The sequence below is a fragment of the Rhizobium sp. BK176 genome (assembly GCF_024808055.1).
Genome location: NZ_JANUBV010000004.1, coordinates 151,482 through 166,605 on the forward strand (window position 1 = coordinate 151,482; position 15,124 = coordinate 166,605).

At 61.4% G+C, this 15,124-nt stretch carries 14 protein-coding genes; 9 read left to right on the forward strand and 5 right to left on the reverse strand.

Translation table 11 applies throughout. From position 1 onward, the window contains the following. Positions 1 to 4: 4 nt before the first annotated feature. From lptB to ptsN, 4 genes are all read left to right on the forward strand, one after another. Entirely contained in the window at positions 5 to 787 is a 783-nt protein-coding gene (gene lptB, locus FHT76_RS16140; RefSeq protein WP_016552528.1) for an LPS export ABC transporter ATP-binding protein, read from the forward strand. Between the two features lie 157 nt (positions 788 to 944). Continuing rightward, a complete protein-coding gene (gene rpoN / locus FHT76_RS16145) occupies positions 945 to 2,504 on the forward strand; it encodes an RNA polymerase factor sigma-54 (protein WP_183860503.1) in 1,560 nt (519 codons plus the stop codon). Positions 2,505 to 2,757: 253 nt separating this feature from the next. Next, on the forward strand, positions 2,758 to 3,333 hold the full coding sequence (hpf, locus tag FHT76_RS16150; RefSeq protein WP_016552530.1) for a ribosome hibernation-promoting factor, HPF/YfiA family: 576 nt from the start codon (positions 2,758 to 2,760) through the stop codon (positions 3,331 to 3,333). Positions 3,334 to 3,397: 64 nt separating this feature from the next. Then, entirely contained in the window at positions 3,398 to 3,862 is a 465-nt protein-coding gene (ptsN, locus tag FHT76_RS16155) for a PTS IIA-like nitrogen regulatory protein PtsN (protein WP_183753195.1), read from the forward strand. A gap of 73 nt (positions 3,863 to 3,935) precedes the next feature. On the opposite strand, the gene FHT76_RS16160 is transcribed toward ptsN, so the two are convergent. From FHT76_RS16160 to FHT76_RS16170, 3 genes are all read right to left on the reverse strand, one after another. Continuing rightward, positions 3,936 to 6,275, reverse strand: a complete 2,340-nt coding sequence (locus tag FHT76_RS16160; protein ID WP_183860501.1) for a methyl-accepting chemotaxis protein — start codon at positions 6,273 to 6,275, stop codon at positions 3,936 to 3,938. 219 nt (positions 6,276 to 6,494) lie between these two features. Continuing rightward, positions 6,495 to 7,394, reverse strand: a complete 900-nt coding sequence (locus tag FHT76_RS16165) for a ribokinase (RefSeq protein WP_183860499.1) — start codon at positions 7,392 to 7,394, stop codon at positions 6,495 to 6,497. Positions 7,395 to 7,442: 48 nt separating this feature from the next. Next, the gene (locus FHT76_RS16170; protein ID WP_183860497.1) at positions 7,443 to 8,669 is read right to left on the reverse strand and encodes a DNA recombination protein RmuC; all 1,227 of its coding nucleotides are present in this window, start codon (positions 8,667 to 8,669) and stop codon (positions 7,443 to 7,445) included. 194 nt (positions 8,670 to 8,863) lie between these two features. Between FHT76_RS16170 and FHT76_RS16175 the strand changes: the two genes are divergently transcribed. The 5 genes from FHT76_RS16175 to arsC all read left to right on the forward strand — a co-directional run bounded on the left by FHT76_RS16175 (position 8,864) and on the right by arsC (position 13,250). Beyond that, entirely contained in the window at positions 8,864 to 10,360 is a 1,497-nt protein-coding gene (locus FHT76_RS16175; RefSeq protein ID WP_183860495.1) for a globin-coupled sensor protein, read from the forward strand. A 96-nt stretch (positions 10,361 to 10,456) separates the two neighbouring features. Then, positions 10,457 to 10,975 (forward strand): peptide deformylase, encoded by a 519-nt coding sequence (gene def / locus FHT76_RS16180; protein WP_114712448.1) that lies wholly within the window; start codon positions 10,457 to 10,459, stop codon positions 10,973 to 10,975. Positions 10,976 to 11,126: 151 nt separating this feature from the next. Continuing rightward, positions 11,127 to 12,062 (forward strand): methionyl-tRNA formyltransferase, encoded by a 936-nt coding sequence (gene fmt / locus FHT76_RS16185; RefSeq protein WP_183860493.1) that lies wholly within the window; start codon positions 11,127 to 11,129, stop codon positions 12,060 to 12,062. Next, positions 12,062 to 12,868: a tRNA pseudouridine(38-40) synthase TruA gene (truA, locus tag FHT76_RS16190; protein WP_183860491.1), complete on the forward strand. Its 807-nt coding sequence runs from the start codon at positions 12,062 to 12,064 to the stop codon at positions 12,866 to 12,868. The genes fmt and truA overlap by 1 nt, the downstream gene beginning before the upstream one ends. Then, complete coding sequence (gene arsC, locus FHT76_RS16195) at positions 12,846 to 13,250, forward strand: arsenate reductase (glutaredoxin) (RefSeq protein ID WP_183860489.1); 405 nt, start codon at positions 12,846 to 12,848, stop codon at positions 13,248 to 13,250. Before truA ends, arsC begins: the two co-directional genes overlap by 23 nt. Positions 13,251 to 13,253: 3 nt before the next feature. Here arsC and FHT76_RS16200 read toward each other — a convergent pair whose 3' ends face one another. Then, positions 13,254 to 13,850 carry a hypothetical protein gene (locus FHT76_RS16200; protein ID WP_183753179.1) on the reverse strand — a complete coding sequence of 199 codons (597 nt, stop codon included), beginning with the start codon at positions 13,848 to 13,850 and terminating at the stop codon, positions 13,254 to 13,256. Beyond that, positions 13,837 to 15,030: a succinyl-diaminopimelate desuccinylase gene (gene dapE / locus FHT76_RS16205; RefSeq protein ID WP_259185692.1), complete on the reverse strand. Its 1,194-nt coding sequence runs from the start codon at positions 15,028 to 15,030 to the stop codon at positions 13,837 to 13,839. The genes FHT76_RS16200 and dapE overlap by 14 nt, the downstream gene beginning before the upstream one ends. Positions 15,031 to 15,124 lie beyond the last annotated feature (94 nt).

Sequence of the window (15,124 nt, forward strand, 5' to 3'; positions counted from 1 at the left end):
GACCATGTTCGGCAGGTCCGGGCAGCAAGCTGCTGAGACCCCCGCCGGTGACAAGAGCCGCTATCAGGGCACGCTAATCGCGCGCGGTCTGACAAAGACCTACAGCACGCGGCGCGTGGTGAACGGCGTGTCGCTGGTCGTTCGACGTGGCGAAGCCGTCGGGCTGCTCGGCCCGAACGGTGCCGGCAAGACTACCTGCTTCTACATGATCACCGGGCTCGTACCCGTTGACGAGGGTACGATCGAGATCGACGGCAACGATGTCACGACGATGCCGATGTACCGTCGCTCGAGGCTAGGTGTCGGCTACCTGCCGCAGGAAGCGTCGATCTTCCGTGGGTTGACCGTCGAAGAAAATATTCGCGCGGTTCTTGAAGTGCACATCAACGACAAGGCTGCACGCGAGAAGAAACTCGACGAGCTGCTCGACGAATTCCATATTCGCAAGCTGCGCAAGAGCGCCGCGGTGTCGCTCTCCGGTGGCGAGAGGCGGCGTCTGGAAATTGCTCGCGCACTGGCAACCGATCCGACCTTCATGCTGTTGGACGAGCCGTTCGCCGGCGTCGATCCGATTTCCGTCGCCGACATCCAGCACCTCGTGCATCACCTGACAGGGCGCGGTATCGGCGTGCTGATCACCGACCACAATGTGCGCGAGACACTCGGCCTGATCGACCGCGCCTACATCATCCATGCAGGCGAAGTGCTGACGCATGGTCGCGCCAACGACATCGTCAACAATCCGGAAGTGCGCCGCCTGTATCTCGGCGACAATTTCAGCCTCTGACGCGTGCAGGCCAGCCCGGAAATTCACCTTCCGTGACGGTTCTGCTTGACCAAATAGAATAAAAAAGCAATTTTTGGGCCAACTTGGATATCCGTGGCCTGAGCCCGTGGCAGGACGCGGTTTCCCGGAGGAGACGAACGGGAGTTTCGCGTCCGCTATGGCATTGTCGGCCAACCTTTTTCTGCGCCAGAACCAGTCGCTGGTGATGACACCGCAGCTGATGCAGTCCATCCAGTTGCTGCAGATGACGCATTTTGAGCTGACCCAGTTCATTGCCCAGGAAGTTGAGAAAAATCCGCTGCTCGAGATTCCGTCGACTGACGCAGACGCAGCTCCCGAGCGCGGCGGCGCGGAAGACGAGGCTTACGCATCGCAGCCGGACGAGACCTCCGAAGACGGCTACGACAGCCGGACTGAAGTTCTGTCGGGCGACTGGTACGAGAGTGGCAACGCCGGGGGCGCAAACCGCCTCAGCGATGAACTCGACGCCAACTACGCCAATGTCTTTCCCGATGACGGTGCCCCGCAGCGCGCCGATGCGCCGGAGCTGATCAGCCAGTGGAAATCGATGCCCGGCGGCGGCGATGGGGCAGAGAGTTACGATCTCGATGATTTCGTTGCCGGCCAGACCTCTCTGCGCGACCACCTGGCCCAGCAACTGCCCTTTGTTCTGCCCGACATGGCCGACCGGATGATTGCCCAGCATCTCGTCGACCAACTCGACGAGGCCGGCTACCTTCACGGCGATGCGACCGAGGCGGCCGATCGCCTGGGCGCCGACCCCGACGATGTCGAGCGGGTGATCGCAGCCCTGCAGACCCTCGATCCGCCCGGTGTTTTCGCCCGCAATCTGGCGGAGTGCCTGGCGATCCAGCTTCGCCAGAAGGATCGCTTTGATCCTGCTATGCAAGCGTTGGTCGGCAATCTCGAGCTTCTGGCGCGGCGTGACTTCGCGACACTGAAACGGCTTTGCGGCGTTGACGAGGAAGATCTGCTCGACATGCTGAGCGAGATCCGCCAGCTCAACCCGAAGCCCGGCACCGGCTTCGAAGCAGGGATGTCCGAGGCGATCATGCCTGACGTCGTCGTGCGCGCAAGCGCCGATGGTGGCTGGCTGATCGAGCTCAATCCGGACACGCTGCCGCGCGTTCTGGTCAATCAGGCGTATTTTTCAAAAGTTACGAAAAGTGGCGATGACTACGCCTTTCTGTCGGAATGTCTGCAGACCGCCAACTGGTTGACCCGGAGCCTCGATCAGCGGGCTAAGACGATCATGAAGGTGGCAAGCGAGATCGTCCGGCAGCAGGATGCCTTCCTGATGCATGGCGTCGATCACCTGCGACCGCTCAACCTCAAGACGGTGGCGGATGCCATCAAGATGCATGAATCCACGGTCAGCCGCGTGACGTCAAACAAGTACATGCTGACACCACGCGGCCTCTTCGAGCTCAAGTATTTCTTCAGCGTTTCGATCAGTGCCGTTGAAGGCGGCGATAGTCATTCGGCCGAGGCCGTCCGCCACAAGATCCGGACGCTGATCATGCAGGAAACCCCGGAGGCCGTGCTTTCGGATGACGATATAGCGGATATCCTCAAGAAGAGCGGCGTCGATCTCGCTCGTCGCACAGTGGCAAAATACCGTGAAGCAATGAGCATTGCTTCCTCCGTCCAGCGCAGGCGCGAAAAGAAAGCCCTGGCCAAGGTCGCGGGCTTTTGAGAGCGATTTCGCAGCCATCAGTGCGTGTATTTCAAGGCGCTAATAAAAGTCTGTTGACATTTTGGTAACTTCTGGCTAGAAGCCCGCCGCAATTGGCGCTGTGGACAGCGCTAGGAAGTTATCCCCATCATCCTCAGGGCGCCTGAAGCCGGCAACTTCGGCCGATCTTGCTTGGGATCGTGCGAAGTGCTTGGATGAGCGGGAGCCTTGGCGTAAACTGGTACTCGCAAACTACCATAAGAAGGGAAACTCCATGAGTGTGCGTGTATCCGGTAAACATATGGAAATTGGTGACTCGTTTCGTCAGCGGATCGAGGACCAAATCGGTGTAGCCGTCACGAAATACTTCGACGGAGGGTATTCCGGTCAAGTGATCGTACATAAGGCCAACGCCCGGTTTTCCGCGGACTGCAAGCTTCATCTCGATAGCGGAGTTGTATTGCATGCCGCCGGAGAGGCGATGGATCCGCAGTTGGCGTTCGATGCCGCTTCCGAGCGGATCGAAAAGCGTCTTCGCCGCTACAAGCGCAAGCTGAAGGATCACTACTCTGGAAATCACCAGAATGGTTCAGCGGAAGTTGCCTATACCGTCATGGATGGCATGTCGGACAACGAAGACGAGATCCCGGATGATTTCGCGCCGGCGATCGTCGCCGAAAGCACCAAGCAACTGAAAACAATGTCGGTCGCGACCGCCGTGATGGCGCTCGACATGACGGATGAGCCGCTGCTGCTGTTTCGCAGCCCCGGCAAGGAACAATTGAACATCGTTTATCGTCGGCATGACGGTAACATTGGCTGGATCGATGCAGCCAGCATCAAAAGCTGAGGTTAAGGCGAAGGGCGGCAGTTAGGCTGCCGCCATCGCTCTCTCGGCGCAGAAGGAAAATAAAATGGCATTGGCAGATTTGCTGCAGCAAAATGCGATAATTCCCGCCCTCAGGGTAAATTCCAAGAAACAGCTCCTCCAGGAATTGGCTGCAAAGGCGTCGAAAGTCACAGGACTTTCGGAGCGGGAAGTTTTCGATGTTGTCCTGCAGCGCGAGCGCCTCGGCTCCACCGGCGTCGGCAACGGCATCGCCATACCGCACGGCAAGCTCGCAAGCGTCCACTCCATCGTCGGCATCTTCGCGCGCCTTGAGCAGCCGGTCGATTTCGAGGCTCTGGACGATCAGCCTGTTGACCTTGTGTTCCTGCTTCTCGCGCCAGAAGGCGCCGGTGCGGATCACCTGAAGGCCCTGTCTCGCATCGCCCGCGTGCTGCGTGACCACGATCTTGTCGCCAAGCTGCGCGCGACCGACTCCGCGTCGGCGATCTATGCATTCCTCAATGAAGAGCAGACCTCGAACGCTGCCTGAGCATTCGACATTCCATTAGAAAAGGCGCCTGATTGCTCAGGCGCCTTTCTTGTTTTGAGCGACCGGGCTCGGCTTAGAATTCCTCCCAATTGTCCTGGGCCAGTGCTGCCGAACCGTGTGTCTGCGGGACGGCCCGGCGCGGTGCCGGAGCTGCGGCCTGGCGATAGGTCGCAGCGGCGGTCGGCGCACGCATCTGCTGAGCCGTCGAGCGCAGCGCCGAAGCGTGGCTCATGCCGGATACGCGGAAGCGCGTGACGAGCTGCTTCAGCGTCTGCGCCTCGTCGTTGAGCGTGACGCTGGCGGCCGTCGTCTCCTCGACCATGGCGGCGTTCTGCTGGGTCACCTGGTCCATCTGGTTCATGGCCTGGTTGATCTCTTTTAGGCCGATCGCCTGTTCGCTGGCCGATGCCGAGATCTGGCGGATGAGACCGTTGATACCCATGACCTGCTCGGAGATCTTGTGGAGCGTGTCGCCCGCGCGACCGACGAGATCGACGCCTTCCTTGACCTGTACGGCCGAGGTGTTGATGAGCGTCTTGATCTCCTTGGCGGCATTTGCCGAACGCTGAGCTAGCTCGCGGACTTCCTGCGCGACGACGGCGAAGCCCTTGCCGGCTTCCCCAGCGCGGGCGGCTTCGACGCCGGCGTTCAGTGCCAGCAGGTTGGTCTGGAAGGCGATCTCGTCGATGACGCTGATGATGCGCGAGACCTCTGTCGAGGACTGCTCGATGCCCTGCATCGAAGCGATCGCCTTGCGCACGACTTCGCCTGACTTTTCGGCATCCTCGCAGGCGAGGTTGACGTTATCAGCGGCGGTGCGGGCATTCTCGGCGCTCGAGTTGACCTGGGCGGTAAGCTCGTTCAGTGCCGCCGCCGTCTCTTCGAGGCTTGCTGCCTGCTGTTCGGTGCGCTTGGCGAGGTCAGAGGCACTGCCACTGATTTCGCTGGTGCCGGAGCCGATGTTCACGACGCTGAGGTTCATCGTCTTGATGGTTTCCTCGAGGCTTTCGAGCGCCGCGTTGAAATCCTGCTTCAGCTTGGCATATTCGCCCGGGAACTCCTCGGTGATGCGGTGACCGAGATTGCCCTGAGACAATTCGGACAGGCCAGAACCGACGATCGAGACGATGTGACGCTGCAGCGTGACGGACTGCTGCCGCTCGGCCTCCGACCGGCCGCGCTCGGCCTCGGCTGCGTCTCTCTGGTTGTTCGCTTCAGCTTCGAGGCGCTGCGTGTCGGCAAGCGCAAAGCGGAAGCCTTCCAGCGCCTTCGCGACCGAACCGATCTCGTCGGCCCGCTCCTGACCGGCAACCGGCTGCTCGTACTTGCCGTCGCTAAGTGCCTTGACGCTGGCGACGAGGCCGCCGATCGGGCGCTGGACGAGAGAACGGACGGCTAGGTAGAGGGCAATCATGACCGCGGCGAGCACGAGAATGCCGGCTGCGACCATCATGAAGGTCTGATCTTGAACAGGCGCGTTGATGGCGGTGTGCGGGACGTCGACGAGGACGACCCAAGTCGTGTTCACGTCGGGTAGGGCGAAGGGGTAAACGACGCGATCGAAGGGTTCATAACCGTCATAGGCGAGGTTCTTGACGACGGCGGGCTGCAGTGTCGAAAGCGCGCTCTTTACGGCGTCGGTGCCTTCGCCGTCGTAGTCCTTCATGGCGAGTTCGGGGATCGGCGAGACAATCCATTTGCCGGTCTGCGAGAGCAGCGTGACGCGGCCGGAACCGAAGGGATGCAGCGTCGAGAGCTTGTCGCGGAGCGACTTAAGCGAGATGTCGACGCCGCTGACACCGATCAGCTTGCCACCAGACATGACCGGATAGGCAATCGAGGTCATCGCGGTGTTTTCACCGGTGGTCGTTTCCGCATAAGGCGGCGACAGTGCGCCCTTCTTGCTCTCCGCAGCGAGCGCGTACCAGGCAGCCTTGTAGTCGGAATCAAAGGTCGAAAAGGTGAAGCCACCATCCTTGCTCTTCGTCCAGTAGGGGTTGAACGTGCCATCCTTGCCGGCGCCGAATTCGACCTTGCCTGCCATCGTCGGCGACTGGCCGTCAAAGGCGTTCGGCTCTTCGGCGAACCAGCTTCCGAAGGCGAACTGGTTGCGTTCGACGTTTGCCTTCAACATGTCGAGAACGGCCTTGCGGTCGAGATATTTGCCTTCCTGACCGCGGCCGATCGTGCCGGCCATCGAGCGGGCCGCGCCCGCCAACTCTCCAACGGAGGAAGCAACCTCGTTGGCGATCGCCTTCGCTTCGAGATTGGCTTGATCCATCGTTAGCGTCTGGACGCGGTTGCGCGTCTCGCCGATGAGGAAGAAATTGGAGACGAGGAGGACGAATGCGATGGCAATGCCGGTAATGAGGATAAGCTTGGCTGCAAGCGATTTCATGCGAAAGATGAACATGGAGTCCTCGGGGAGCAAGGATGTGCCGGACGGGGCATTCATCGGCACAGGGGACGGAGGCGTCGCCCCCTCATGGAGCAGCCGTTACAGAAACCGGCCCCCTAGGGAAGTCCGGTGATGGCTGGAACATCACCGAAAACCTCTTAAATTTGAATGAAATCCTATAAAAATCGACTGGATCTGCAGCGAACGGTTCAATGTGTCGCGGGTGAGGCTGTCTTATAGCGCGTTTGCGACGTCCGAGCTCGATGGGATCGATGGCTGGGCCCCCTGCTTGAGGCAAGCGAGTGAGCCGGCCACCGCCGCGCGGCGCAAGGATGCTTCGAAATCCAGTCCCTCATCGAGGCTCGCGGCGAAGTAGCCACAGAAAGTGTCGCCGGCGCCCACCGTATCGACGGGCTCGATCTTCAGTCCCTTGGCCCGAGAAACGACACCGTCGCGAATGGCAATGACGCCGTCCGCGCCAAGCGTCACGATCAGGGTCTGCCCGGTCTCCGCATTGAGGCGCTTCAATGCGGCCTCGCGGTCGCCTGCGCCCATGTTCTCCTGGCCGGCAAGCCGCTCGAATTCCGTCTCGTTCGCAATCACGATGTCCGCGAGGCGGCCGAGGCGGGCGGCGTCTTCGATCAGCGGCGCAAGGTTGAGCACGGTCGTCACGCCCTTGGCGCGGGCGTTGGCCAGGGCCTGCTCGACCGCCGGGACCGGAACTTCGAGTTGCAGCATCAGGATGTCGCCCCTGCTCATGGCACGGACCGCCGCGTCGGCATCGGCTGGCGTTATCGTGCCGTTTGCCCCTGGCACCACGGCAATCATGTTCTCGCCGTCACCGCCGACGAGGATCAACGCGGTGCCAGTCGGCTCGTCGACCTGTTTGACCGCCTGAAGCTCGGTGCCGGCTTCCTTCAGCAGCGCGAGCGCCGGCTCGGCGAAGCCATCTCGCCCGACTGCGCCTGCCATGTGAACGGTTCGTCCCGCCCGTCGCGCAGCAAGCGCCTGGTTGGCGCCCTTGCCGCCAGCAGCCGTCGAGAAGCCGTTGCCGGCGACGGTCTCGCCGGGCTTCGGCAACCGCGCGGTGGTGGCGATGAGGTCCATGTTGATGGAGCCGAAAACTGTGATCATGAGTGTCCCGTCCCGTGCTTTTCTTGGGCGCGACACTGCCCGAAGGGCTTACTCGTCGTCAACCACTCTGAGCTTCAGAAGCCCGCTGCGGCTATCGACGGATTTCGGCGAGGAGTCGTTGTCGCGCGCCGCGGCCTTGCCATTGTCGCTGCCTTCGAACTCCAGGGCCTCGATCTTTGCGCCGCGCTTGGTGAGCTTATCGGTGGAGGTGAGAATCTGGTCGACGTCCCTCTGAGCCATGGAAAAATGGCTCTGCAGCTTGCGGACGCGCTCGTCGAGCCGGCCGAGGTCATCCATCAGGTTCGCCACCTCGCCCTGGATGACATGCGCTTGGGCCCGCATGCGCTGATCCTTCAGCACCGCCTGGATGACCTGGATGGAGAGCATCAGCAGTGACGGCGACACGATGACAATGCGCGACCGATGCGCCTTCTGGACGATCGCTTCGAAATTCTCGTGGATCTCCGCGAAGATCGATTCCGACGGGACGAACATGAAGGCGGTGTCCTGCGTCTCCCCCTGGATCAGATATTTTTCGGAGATATCGCGTATATGCGTCTCCATGTCGCGGCGAAACTGCTGCGAGGCGACCTTGGCTCCGTCAGGCCCGCCGGCATCGCGTATCGCGTTCCAGGCCTCAAGTGGAAACTTGGCATCGATCACCAGCGGCGGCGCGCCGTTCGGCATGCGGATCGTGCAGTCCGGGCGCGAGCCGTTCGACAGCGTCTGCTGGAAGGCATAGGCGCCCATCGGCAAGCCATCCGCGACAATCGTCTCCATGCGCGATTGGCCGAAGGCTCCGCGCGTCTGCTTGTTGGAGAGGATCGCCTGCAGGCCGACGACGTCCTTTGCCAAAGTTTGGATATTGTTCTGTGCGGCATCGATGACGGCGAGACGTTCCTGCAACCGCTGCAGGTTTTCGTGTGTCGACTTCGTCTGTTCGCTGATCGTCGTACTGACGCGCTGCGACATTCCGTCCAGGCGCTGGTTGATCGCCTGGTTCAATTCGGATTGTCTCGAGCCGAACACTTCCGCCATCGTCGACATCCGCCCGTGCATCTCGGACTGGATCTTCAGAAGTTCCGCCATGCGGGCATCCGCCTCTGCCGCGCGCAGGCTCGCAACCTCCGCCTGCTCGCGCCGCACCTGCCCACTGCGGACAAGGAGGACGACCAGGAGCAAGATCATTGCGGCAATTCCGCCGCCGGCGAGCGCCAGCATTGCGGGGCTAATATGCGACAGGGCGAGGAAGAGCGACTCAGAGCTGGTGTTCATGGCGCAACCATAGCAAATCGGGATGAGATGACTAGATCAAAACGTGAACAACTCACAGTCACTTCGAAACGCTCGCAATGCCGGAAGAAACGAGTGCTGACAAATGACAAGCTCATTTAACCATTACTCAACCATATTGCGCAAAAGCTCTGCTCAATTTTTCCCTTCCGTATCAATCACGAAGCAGAGACATCATGACCAGCCAGCAGTCCGACAGCGCGCTCAAGCAACGCCTCGATTTCATTGAGCTGGATGATGCAGCGCGCACGGCCCTGCGGGAGATGCGCCCGGCGATCTCCGAGCTGCTCGGTGGCGCACTGGACAAGTTCTATGCGAAACTGGCGAAGACCTCTGATGTCGCAAGCTTCTTCGCCGACAAGGCGCACATGGGCCATGCTAAGAAGCGCCAGGAAGACCACTGGGCGAACCTAGCGGGCGGCAACTTCGACGAGTCCTATGTGAAGGGGGTGGTTGCGGTCGGCAAGACGCACGCCCGCATCGGGCTCGAGCCACGCTGGTACATCGGCGGCTATGCTTTGCTGATGAGCGAACTCGTGAAGGGCCTCATGGCCAAGCAGTGGCCTTCTATGTTTGGCAGGCAGCAGGGCAAGGTCCTGGCCGAGAAGCTGGCAGCTGTCATCAAGGCCGCGATGCTCGACATGGATTACTCGATCTCGGTCTACCTGGAAACTCTTGAAGAAAAGCGCCGGACGCTGGAAGCGGAACGTGCAAAGGCCGAACAGGATCAGGCGATCGCACTCGATCATCTTCGCCGCGGGCTGGAGGCACTCTCTAACGGCGATCTCGAGGCGACTCTGCCACCCGATCTTCCGGGCAACTTCAAAGCCATGGCTGACGATTACAACCGTGCTGTCGCCGCACTTCGCACCTCCTTCGTCTCTGTGCGGGCAACCTCGGGTGAGATTCTCAAGGGTACGGATGTAATTGCCAAGGCGTCCGATGACCTTGCTCTGCGTACCGCTCAGCAGGCCGCCGGTGTCGAAGAAAGTTCGGCGGCGCTGCAGCAGCTCTCGGTCAGCGTCGGCCAGACGGCGGCAAATGCCGAAAAGGCATCTGGCGCCGTTCGCGAAACGCAGCAGAAGGCGAAGAACTCCGGCGAGCTTGTGACCAGCGCAGTTTCCGCCATGGCCGGCATCGAAAAGTCTTCCACGGAGATCTCCAAGATCATCGGCGTGATCGACGAGATCGCCTTTCAGACAAACCTTTTGGCACTGAACGCCGGCGTCGAAGCGGCGCGTGCCGGCGATGCGGGCAAGGGTTTTGCAGTTGTCGCGCAGGAAGTCCGCCAGCTCGCTCAACGCACAGCCGACGCCGCCAAGGAAATCAAGAACCTGATTTCGGAGAGCTCGATCCAGGTGAACGAGGGCGTCGACATCGTCAGCAGCACCGGTGAGGCGCTCAACGACATGATCAACCGCATCGACATCATCAACCGCTTTGTTGCCGATATCGCCGCCGCCGCGCGCGATCAGGCAACCGGCGTCAATGAGGTCAGCATCGCCATCCGCAACATGGATACCATTACCCAGCAAAACTCGGGCATGGTCGAGAACACTTCGGCCGAAACCCGGCATCTGCGCGGCGAGGTCGACAATCTTGTGGCGCTGCTGCAGCGGTTCCGTACCGGCGGCGAGCATCGCTCGATGGCCGCGCCACGCCGCGCCGCTTAAAGGAATGCGGCGAAAATCCGGGCTGGGACGTAAAAAAGCGTCCCGCCCGCCTGCCGGATAATTCCATCCTGGAAAAAGATGCGTTATGGGAACGCCATGACCATCAAGCCACTCATCATTCTCCCCGATCCGCTGCTTCGTCAGGTTTCCAAGCCGATCGAGCGCGTCGACGCCGATTTTCAGCGTCTCGCCGACGACATGCTTGAAACCATGTATGACGCGCCAGGCATCGGCCTTGCTGCCATCCAGATCGGCGTGCCGCGCCGCATGCTGGTGATTGACGTTTCCCGCGAGGGCGAAGAGAAGCAGCCGCTGGTATTCGTCAACCCGGAAATCGTCGCATCCTCAGACGAGCGCTCGGTGTACGAAGAGGGCTGCCTATCCATCCCTGATTACTACGCCGAAGTCGAACGGCCGGCGACCGTCACCGTCAACTATCTCGACCGCGACGGCAAGGAGCAGACGGTGCAGGCCGACGGCTTGCTCGCGACCTGCTTGCAGCACGAGATCGACCACCTGAACGGCGTGCTTTTCATCGACCACATCTCGCGCCTGAAGCGCGACATGGTGATCAAGAAGTTCACCAAGGCAGCGAAGTCGGCGAAGGCGCTTTAAGCGGGGTTTGCCGGGAGTCGATTACGATCCGACGACGACCCCAAGCGCCTGGAACTCCGGCGGCGATGTCGCCGGGCAAGCCAATGGACTTGATCTTAGGCTCGTAAGCCCGTTTGAAGACGGGTGACGATCTGCAACATGGCGAGATACAATGTCGCTTCGCATCATCTTCATGGGTACGCCCGAATTCTCTGTTCCGACCTTGCGCGCGCTGGTCGATGGCGGGCATGAAATCATCGGTGTCTATACGCAGCCTCCGCGGCCGGGTGGGCGGCGCGGTCTCGATCTGCAGAAGTCGCCGGTGCATCAAGCCGCTGAACTGCTCGGCATTCCCGTCTTTACGCCAGTGAATTTCAAGGATCCGGAAGAACGTGAGCGCTTCAAGGCGCACGACGCCGACGTTGCCGTTGTCGTGGCCTATGGCCTGCTGCTGCCGGAGGCGATCCTGACCGGTACCCGCCTTGGCTGCTACAATGGTCATGCCTCGCTCTTGCCGCGCTGGCGCGGTGCCGCCCCGATCCAGCGGGCGATCATGGCCGGCGACGAAAAGACCGGCATGATGGTGATGAAGATGGACAAGGGGCTGGATACCGGCCCGGTCGCCCTCACCAGCGAAGTCGAGATCGGCGCCAACACCACGGCTGGCGAGTTGCACGACAGACTGATGCATGTCGGTGCCAAGGCGATGGCCGAGGCGATCGTCAAGCTCGAGATGGGCGAGCTGCCCCTGACGCCCCAGCCGTCGCACGGTGTGCTCTACGCCGCCAAGATCGACAAAGGCGAGACGCGGATCGACTTTTCGAAGAACGCTACCGACGTCCACAATCACATTCGCGGCCTGGCGCCGTTTCCCGGCGCATGGTTCGAGGTTGCGATCGGCGGCAAGCCGGAACGTGTGAAGGTGCTGGCGTCCGAGCTCGCACAAGGTCAAGGGGTTGCGGGTGACCTGCTGACCGACGATCTGGTTGTCGCCTGCGGAACCGGCGCCGTACGTCTCACTAAACTGCAGAAGGCTGGCGGCAAGCCGCTACAGGCTGCCGATTTCCTTCGCGGAACGCCGCTTGCATCAGGTACGAGGCTCACCTGATGCATCGCTACCGCATGATCGTCGAATATGACGGTGGCCCTTATGTCGGCTGGCAGCGGCAGGACAACGGACCTTCCGTCCAGGGCGCGATTGAGAAGGCGATTCTTTCGGCAAGCGGCGAAACGGTGTCGATCCGCGGGGCCGGCCGCACCGATTCCGGCGTCCATGCGACAGGCCAGGTCATCCATGCCGATCTTGCCAGGGAATGGTCGCCCTTCAAGCTGCAGAATGCGCTGAACGCCCACCTCAAGATGGCAGGCGAACGGGTCGCGATCATCAACGTGGAAGCGGCCAGCGAGTTTTTCGATGCCCGCTTCTCGGCGCTGCGGCGCCATTATCTCTACCGCATCATCAGCCGCCGGGCGCCGCTGGCACTCGAGGCTGGCAAGGCCTGGTGGGTGCCGAAACCTCTCGATCACGATGCTATGCATGCGGCCGCGCAGACCCTTGTCGGCAAGCACGATTTCTCCACCTTCCGTTCCGCCCATTGCCAGGCGAATAGTCCTGTCCGTACGCTGGATCGGCTGGACGTCACAAGAAGCGGCGAACTGATCGAAATCCGCGCGACCGCACAGAGCTTCCTGCACAACCAGATCCGCTCCTTCGCCGGCACATTGAAGCTCGCCGGCGAGGGGAAATGGACACCAGACGATGTGCGCGCCGCGCTCGAAGCCCGCGACCGCAAGGCTTGCGGCCCGGTGGCGCCGCCGGACGGACTTTATTTCATGCAGGTCGATTATCCCGAGGTGATCACCGATCGCCGGCGGGAAAAGGAGGCACGCGATGACGACGACGATCTATCATAATCCCGCTTGTGGCACCTCGCGCAACACGCTTGCGATGATCCGCCAATCCGGCGAGGAGCCGGTAGTGATCGACTATCTGAAAACGCCGCCGACACGCGAGCGATTGGCCGAGCTGGTCGCTGCGATGGGGATCCCCGTCCGCGCGCTGCTGCGCCAAAAGGGCACGCCCTACGATGAACTCGGATTGGACGATCCATCGCTGAGTGATGACCAGTTGCTCGACGCGATGATCGCGCATCCGATCCTGATCAATCGCCCGATCGTCGTCACGGAAAAGGGCGTGCGGCTCTGCCGGCCCTCGGAGACGGTGCTGGATATCCTGCCGAATGCCTCCATCGGGACCTTCACGAAGGAAGATGGTGAAGTCGTTCAAGGCAAATAGCTGCTAGACGGGATAGATGCCGAGAAAGCGTTGCAGGTATTCCGACAGCATCAGCGACGGGACCAGCAGCACCAGCGTCATCGCGCCAACCATCAGCCCTTGGCCGTGGAAGATCATCCTGAGAATGCGGGCGATGGCGAAGACCTGCGCCAGCATGAAAGCCAAAAGCAGCAGAGACACGAAGCCCATCAGTTGCGGCAGGAAGAAGACCAGCGCCAGCAGCAGCCCGTTGATATAGGAAAGCGGCACACCCAGCCAATTGACGCTGACGATGACGGGCGCGAAACGCTCGCCCTTCTTGAAGGCGAGCAGCAGCAAGCCCGCAAAAACCAGCGGTACGAACCAGTTGGCGGCTTCGACGAGTCCGAGGCGGAAATAGAAGAGCGCGCCGACATTGGTGTGCGGCGGCATCGTTTGCAGGAAGGCCTGGCGCCACCAGAGCCACGAGATCCCCATCGGCGGCAGGCACCAGAAGATCGCCCAGAACGAGCGGTTGACGCCGCGCTCCGACATGTCGAGAAAACGGAAGCCGCGCGGGTCCATGCGGATCAGCAGCCAGATTCCGGCAAGATAGTATTGAACTTCCCTAAAGCCCGGCATTCGCGAACCAGCGCTCGATGAAGGTTTCATAGATTACCGTGAGTCGCTCGAGGTCGGAAACGGCAACGCGCTCATCGACCATATGCATTGTCTGACCAACGAGGCCGAACTCGACGACCGGGCAATAATCCTTGATGAAGCGGGCGTCGGACGTGCCGCCCGTGGTGGAAAGCTTCGGCGACTGGGCGGTTACGCTCTCGACGGCGGAGGATAGCGAGGCGATCAGCACATTGTTGCGCGTCAGGAAGACGTGGCTCGGACGCTCAGCCCACATGATGTCGTATTTGAGCGGCGGACGGCCGGGGCGCAGCACACCGTCCGCGGCGGCGGCATCGAGCCGGCGCAGGATCTCCTGTTGCAGGCTTTCCGCTGTCCACGTGTCGTTGAAGCGGATGTTGAAGCTCGCTGTCGCCTTGGCCGGCACGACGTTCGTCGCCGGATTGCCGACGTCGATGGTCGTCACTTCGAGGTTCGACGGCTGGAAGTTGTCGGTGCCGGCATCGAATGGCGGGTGCATCAGGGCCTGCGTCAGTTGCAGGATGCCGCGCACCGCGTTGTCGGCCAGATGCGGATAGGCGGCATGGCCCTGGACGCCGTGCACGGTGATCTTGCCGGACAGCGAACCGCGACGACCGATCTTGATCATGTCGCCGAGCTGGTCCGGATTGGTCGGTTCGCCAACGAGGCAGGCATCCCATCGCTCGCCGCGCTCGGCCGCCCACTTGAGCAGCTTGATCGTGCCGTTGACCGCCGGGCCCTCCTCGTCGCCGGTGATCAGGAAGGAGACCGAGCCCTTCGGCGCTCCATGCTTTTCGACATGGCGGGCAATGGCCGCAACGAAGCAGGCAACGCCGCCCTTCATGTCGACCGCGCCACGGCCAAAGAGTTCGCCGTCGGCGATCTCGGCGGCAAAGGGCGGATGCGTCCAGGCCGCTTCGTCGCCAACCGGCACCACATCCGTATGCCCGGCAAACATCAGGTGCGGGCCCTCGGTGCCGAGCCGCGCATAGAGGTTCTCGATGTCGGGCGTTCCCGGTTCCGTCGCCGTCACCTTGTCGACCTTGAAGCCGAGCGGCGACAGCATTGCTTCGAGTGCCGAAAGCGCACCGCCCTCGGCAGGCGTGACGGACGGGCAGCGAATCAGGGTCTGAAGATTGGCGACGGGATCGGTAGCGGTCATGGGAGTGGAACTATCCAGCTGTAATGGCAAAGAAAAGGCAAGCCGGCGATGCCGCCTTGTTGAAATGTGCCGTTCATTTTGCCGGATCAAGTCC

What these genes read in the sequence shown, in the direction of transcription:
- FHT76_RS16160 (WP_183860501.1), bottom strand. Translation starts at nt 6,275, where the DNA reads ATGTTCATCTTTCGCATGAAATCGCTTGCAGCCAAGCTTATCCTCATT.
- FHT76_RS16170 (WP_183860497.1), bottom strand. Translation starts at nt 8,669, where the DNA reads ATGAACACCAGCTCTGAGTCGCTCTTCCTCGCCCTGTCGCATATTAGC.
- FHT76_RS16200 (WP_183753179.1), bottom strand. Translation starts at nt 13,850, where the DNA reads ATGCCGGGCTTTAGGGAAGTTCAATACTATCTTGCCGGAATCTGGCTG.
- fmt (WP_183860493.1), top strand. Translation starts at nt 11,127, where the DNA reads ATGTCGCTTCGCATCATCTTCATGGGTACGCCCGAATTCTCTGTTCCG.
- FHT76_RS16175 (WP_183860495.1), top strand. Translation starts at nt 8,864, where the DNA reads ATGACCAGCCAGCAGTCCGACAGCGCGCTCAAGCAACGCCTCGATTTC.
- rpoN (WP_183860503.1), top strand. Translation starts at nt 945, where the DNA reads ATGGCATTGTCGGCCAACCTTTTTCTGCGCCAGAACCAGTCGCTGGTG.
- lptB (WP_016552528.1), top strand. Translation starts at nt 5, where the DNA reads ATGTTCGGCAGGTCCGGGCAGCAAGCTGCTGAGACCCCCGCCGGTGAC.
- truA (WP_183860491.1), top strand. Translation starts at nt 12,062, where the DNA reads ATGCATCGCTACCGCATGATCGTCGAATATGACGGTGGCCCTTATGTC.
- ptsN (WP_183753195.1), top strand. Translation starts at nt 3,398, where the DNA reads ATGGCATTGGCAGATTTGCTGCAGCAAAATGCGATAATTCCCGCCCTC.
- dapE (WP_259185692.1), bottom strand. Translation starts at nt 15,030, where the DNA reads ATGACCGCTACCGATCCCGTCGCCAATCTTCAGACCCTGATTCGCTGC.
- FHT76_RS16165 (WP_183860499.1), bottom strand. Translation starts at nt 7,394, where the DNA reads ATGATCACAGTTTTCGGCTCCATCAACATGGACCTCATCGCCACCACC.
- arsC (WP_183860489.1), top strand. Translation starts at nt 12,846, where the DNA reads ATGACGACGACGATCTATCATAATCCCGCTTGTGGCACCTCGCGCAAC.
- def (WP_114712448.1), top strand. Translation starts at nt 10,457, where the DNA reads ATGACCATCAAGCCACTCATCATTCTCCCCGATCCGCTGCTTCGTCAG.
- hpf (WP_016552530.1), top strand. Translation starts at nt 2,758, where the DNA reads ATGAGTGTGCGTGTATCCGGTAAACATATGGAAATTGGTGACTCGTTT.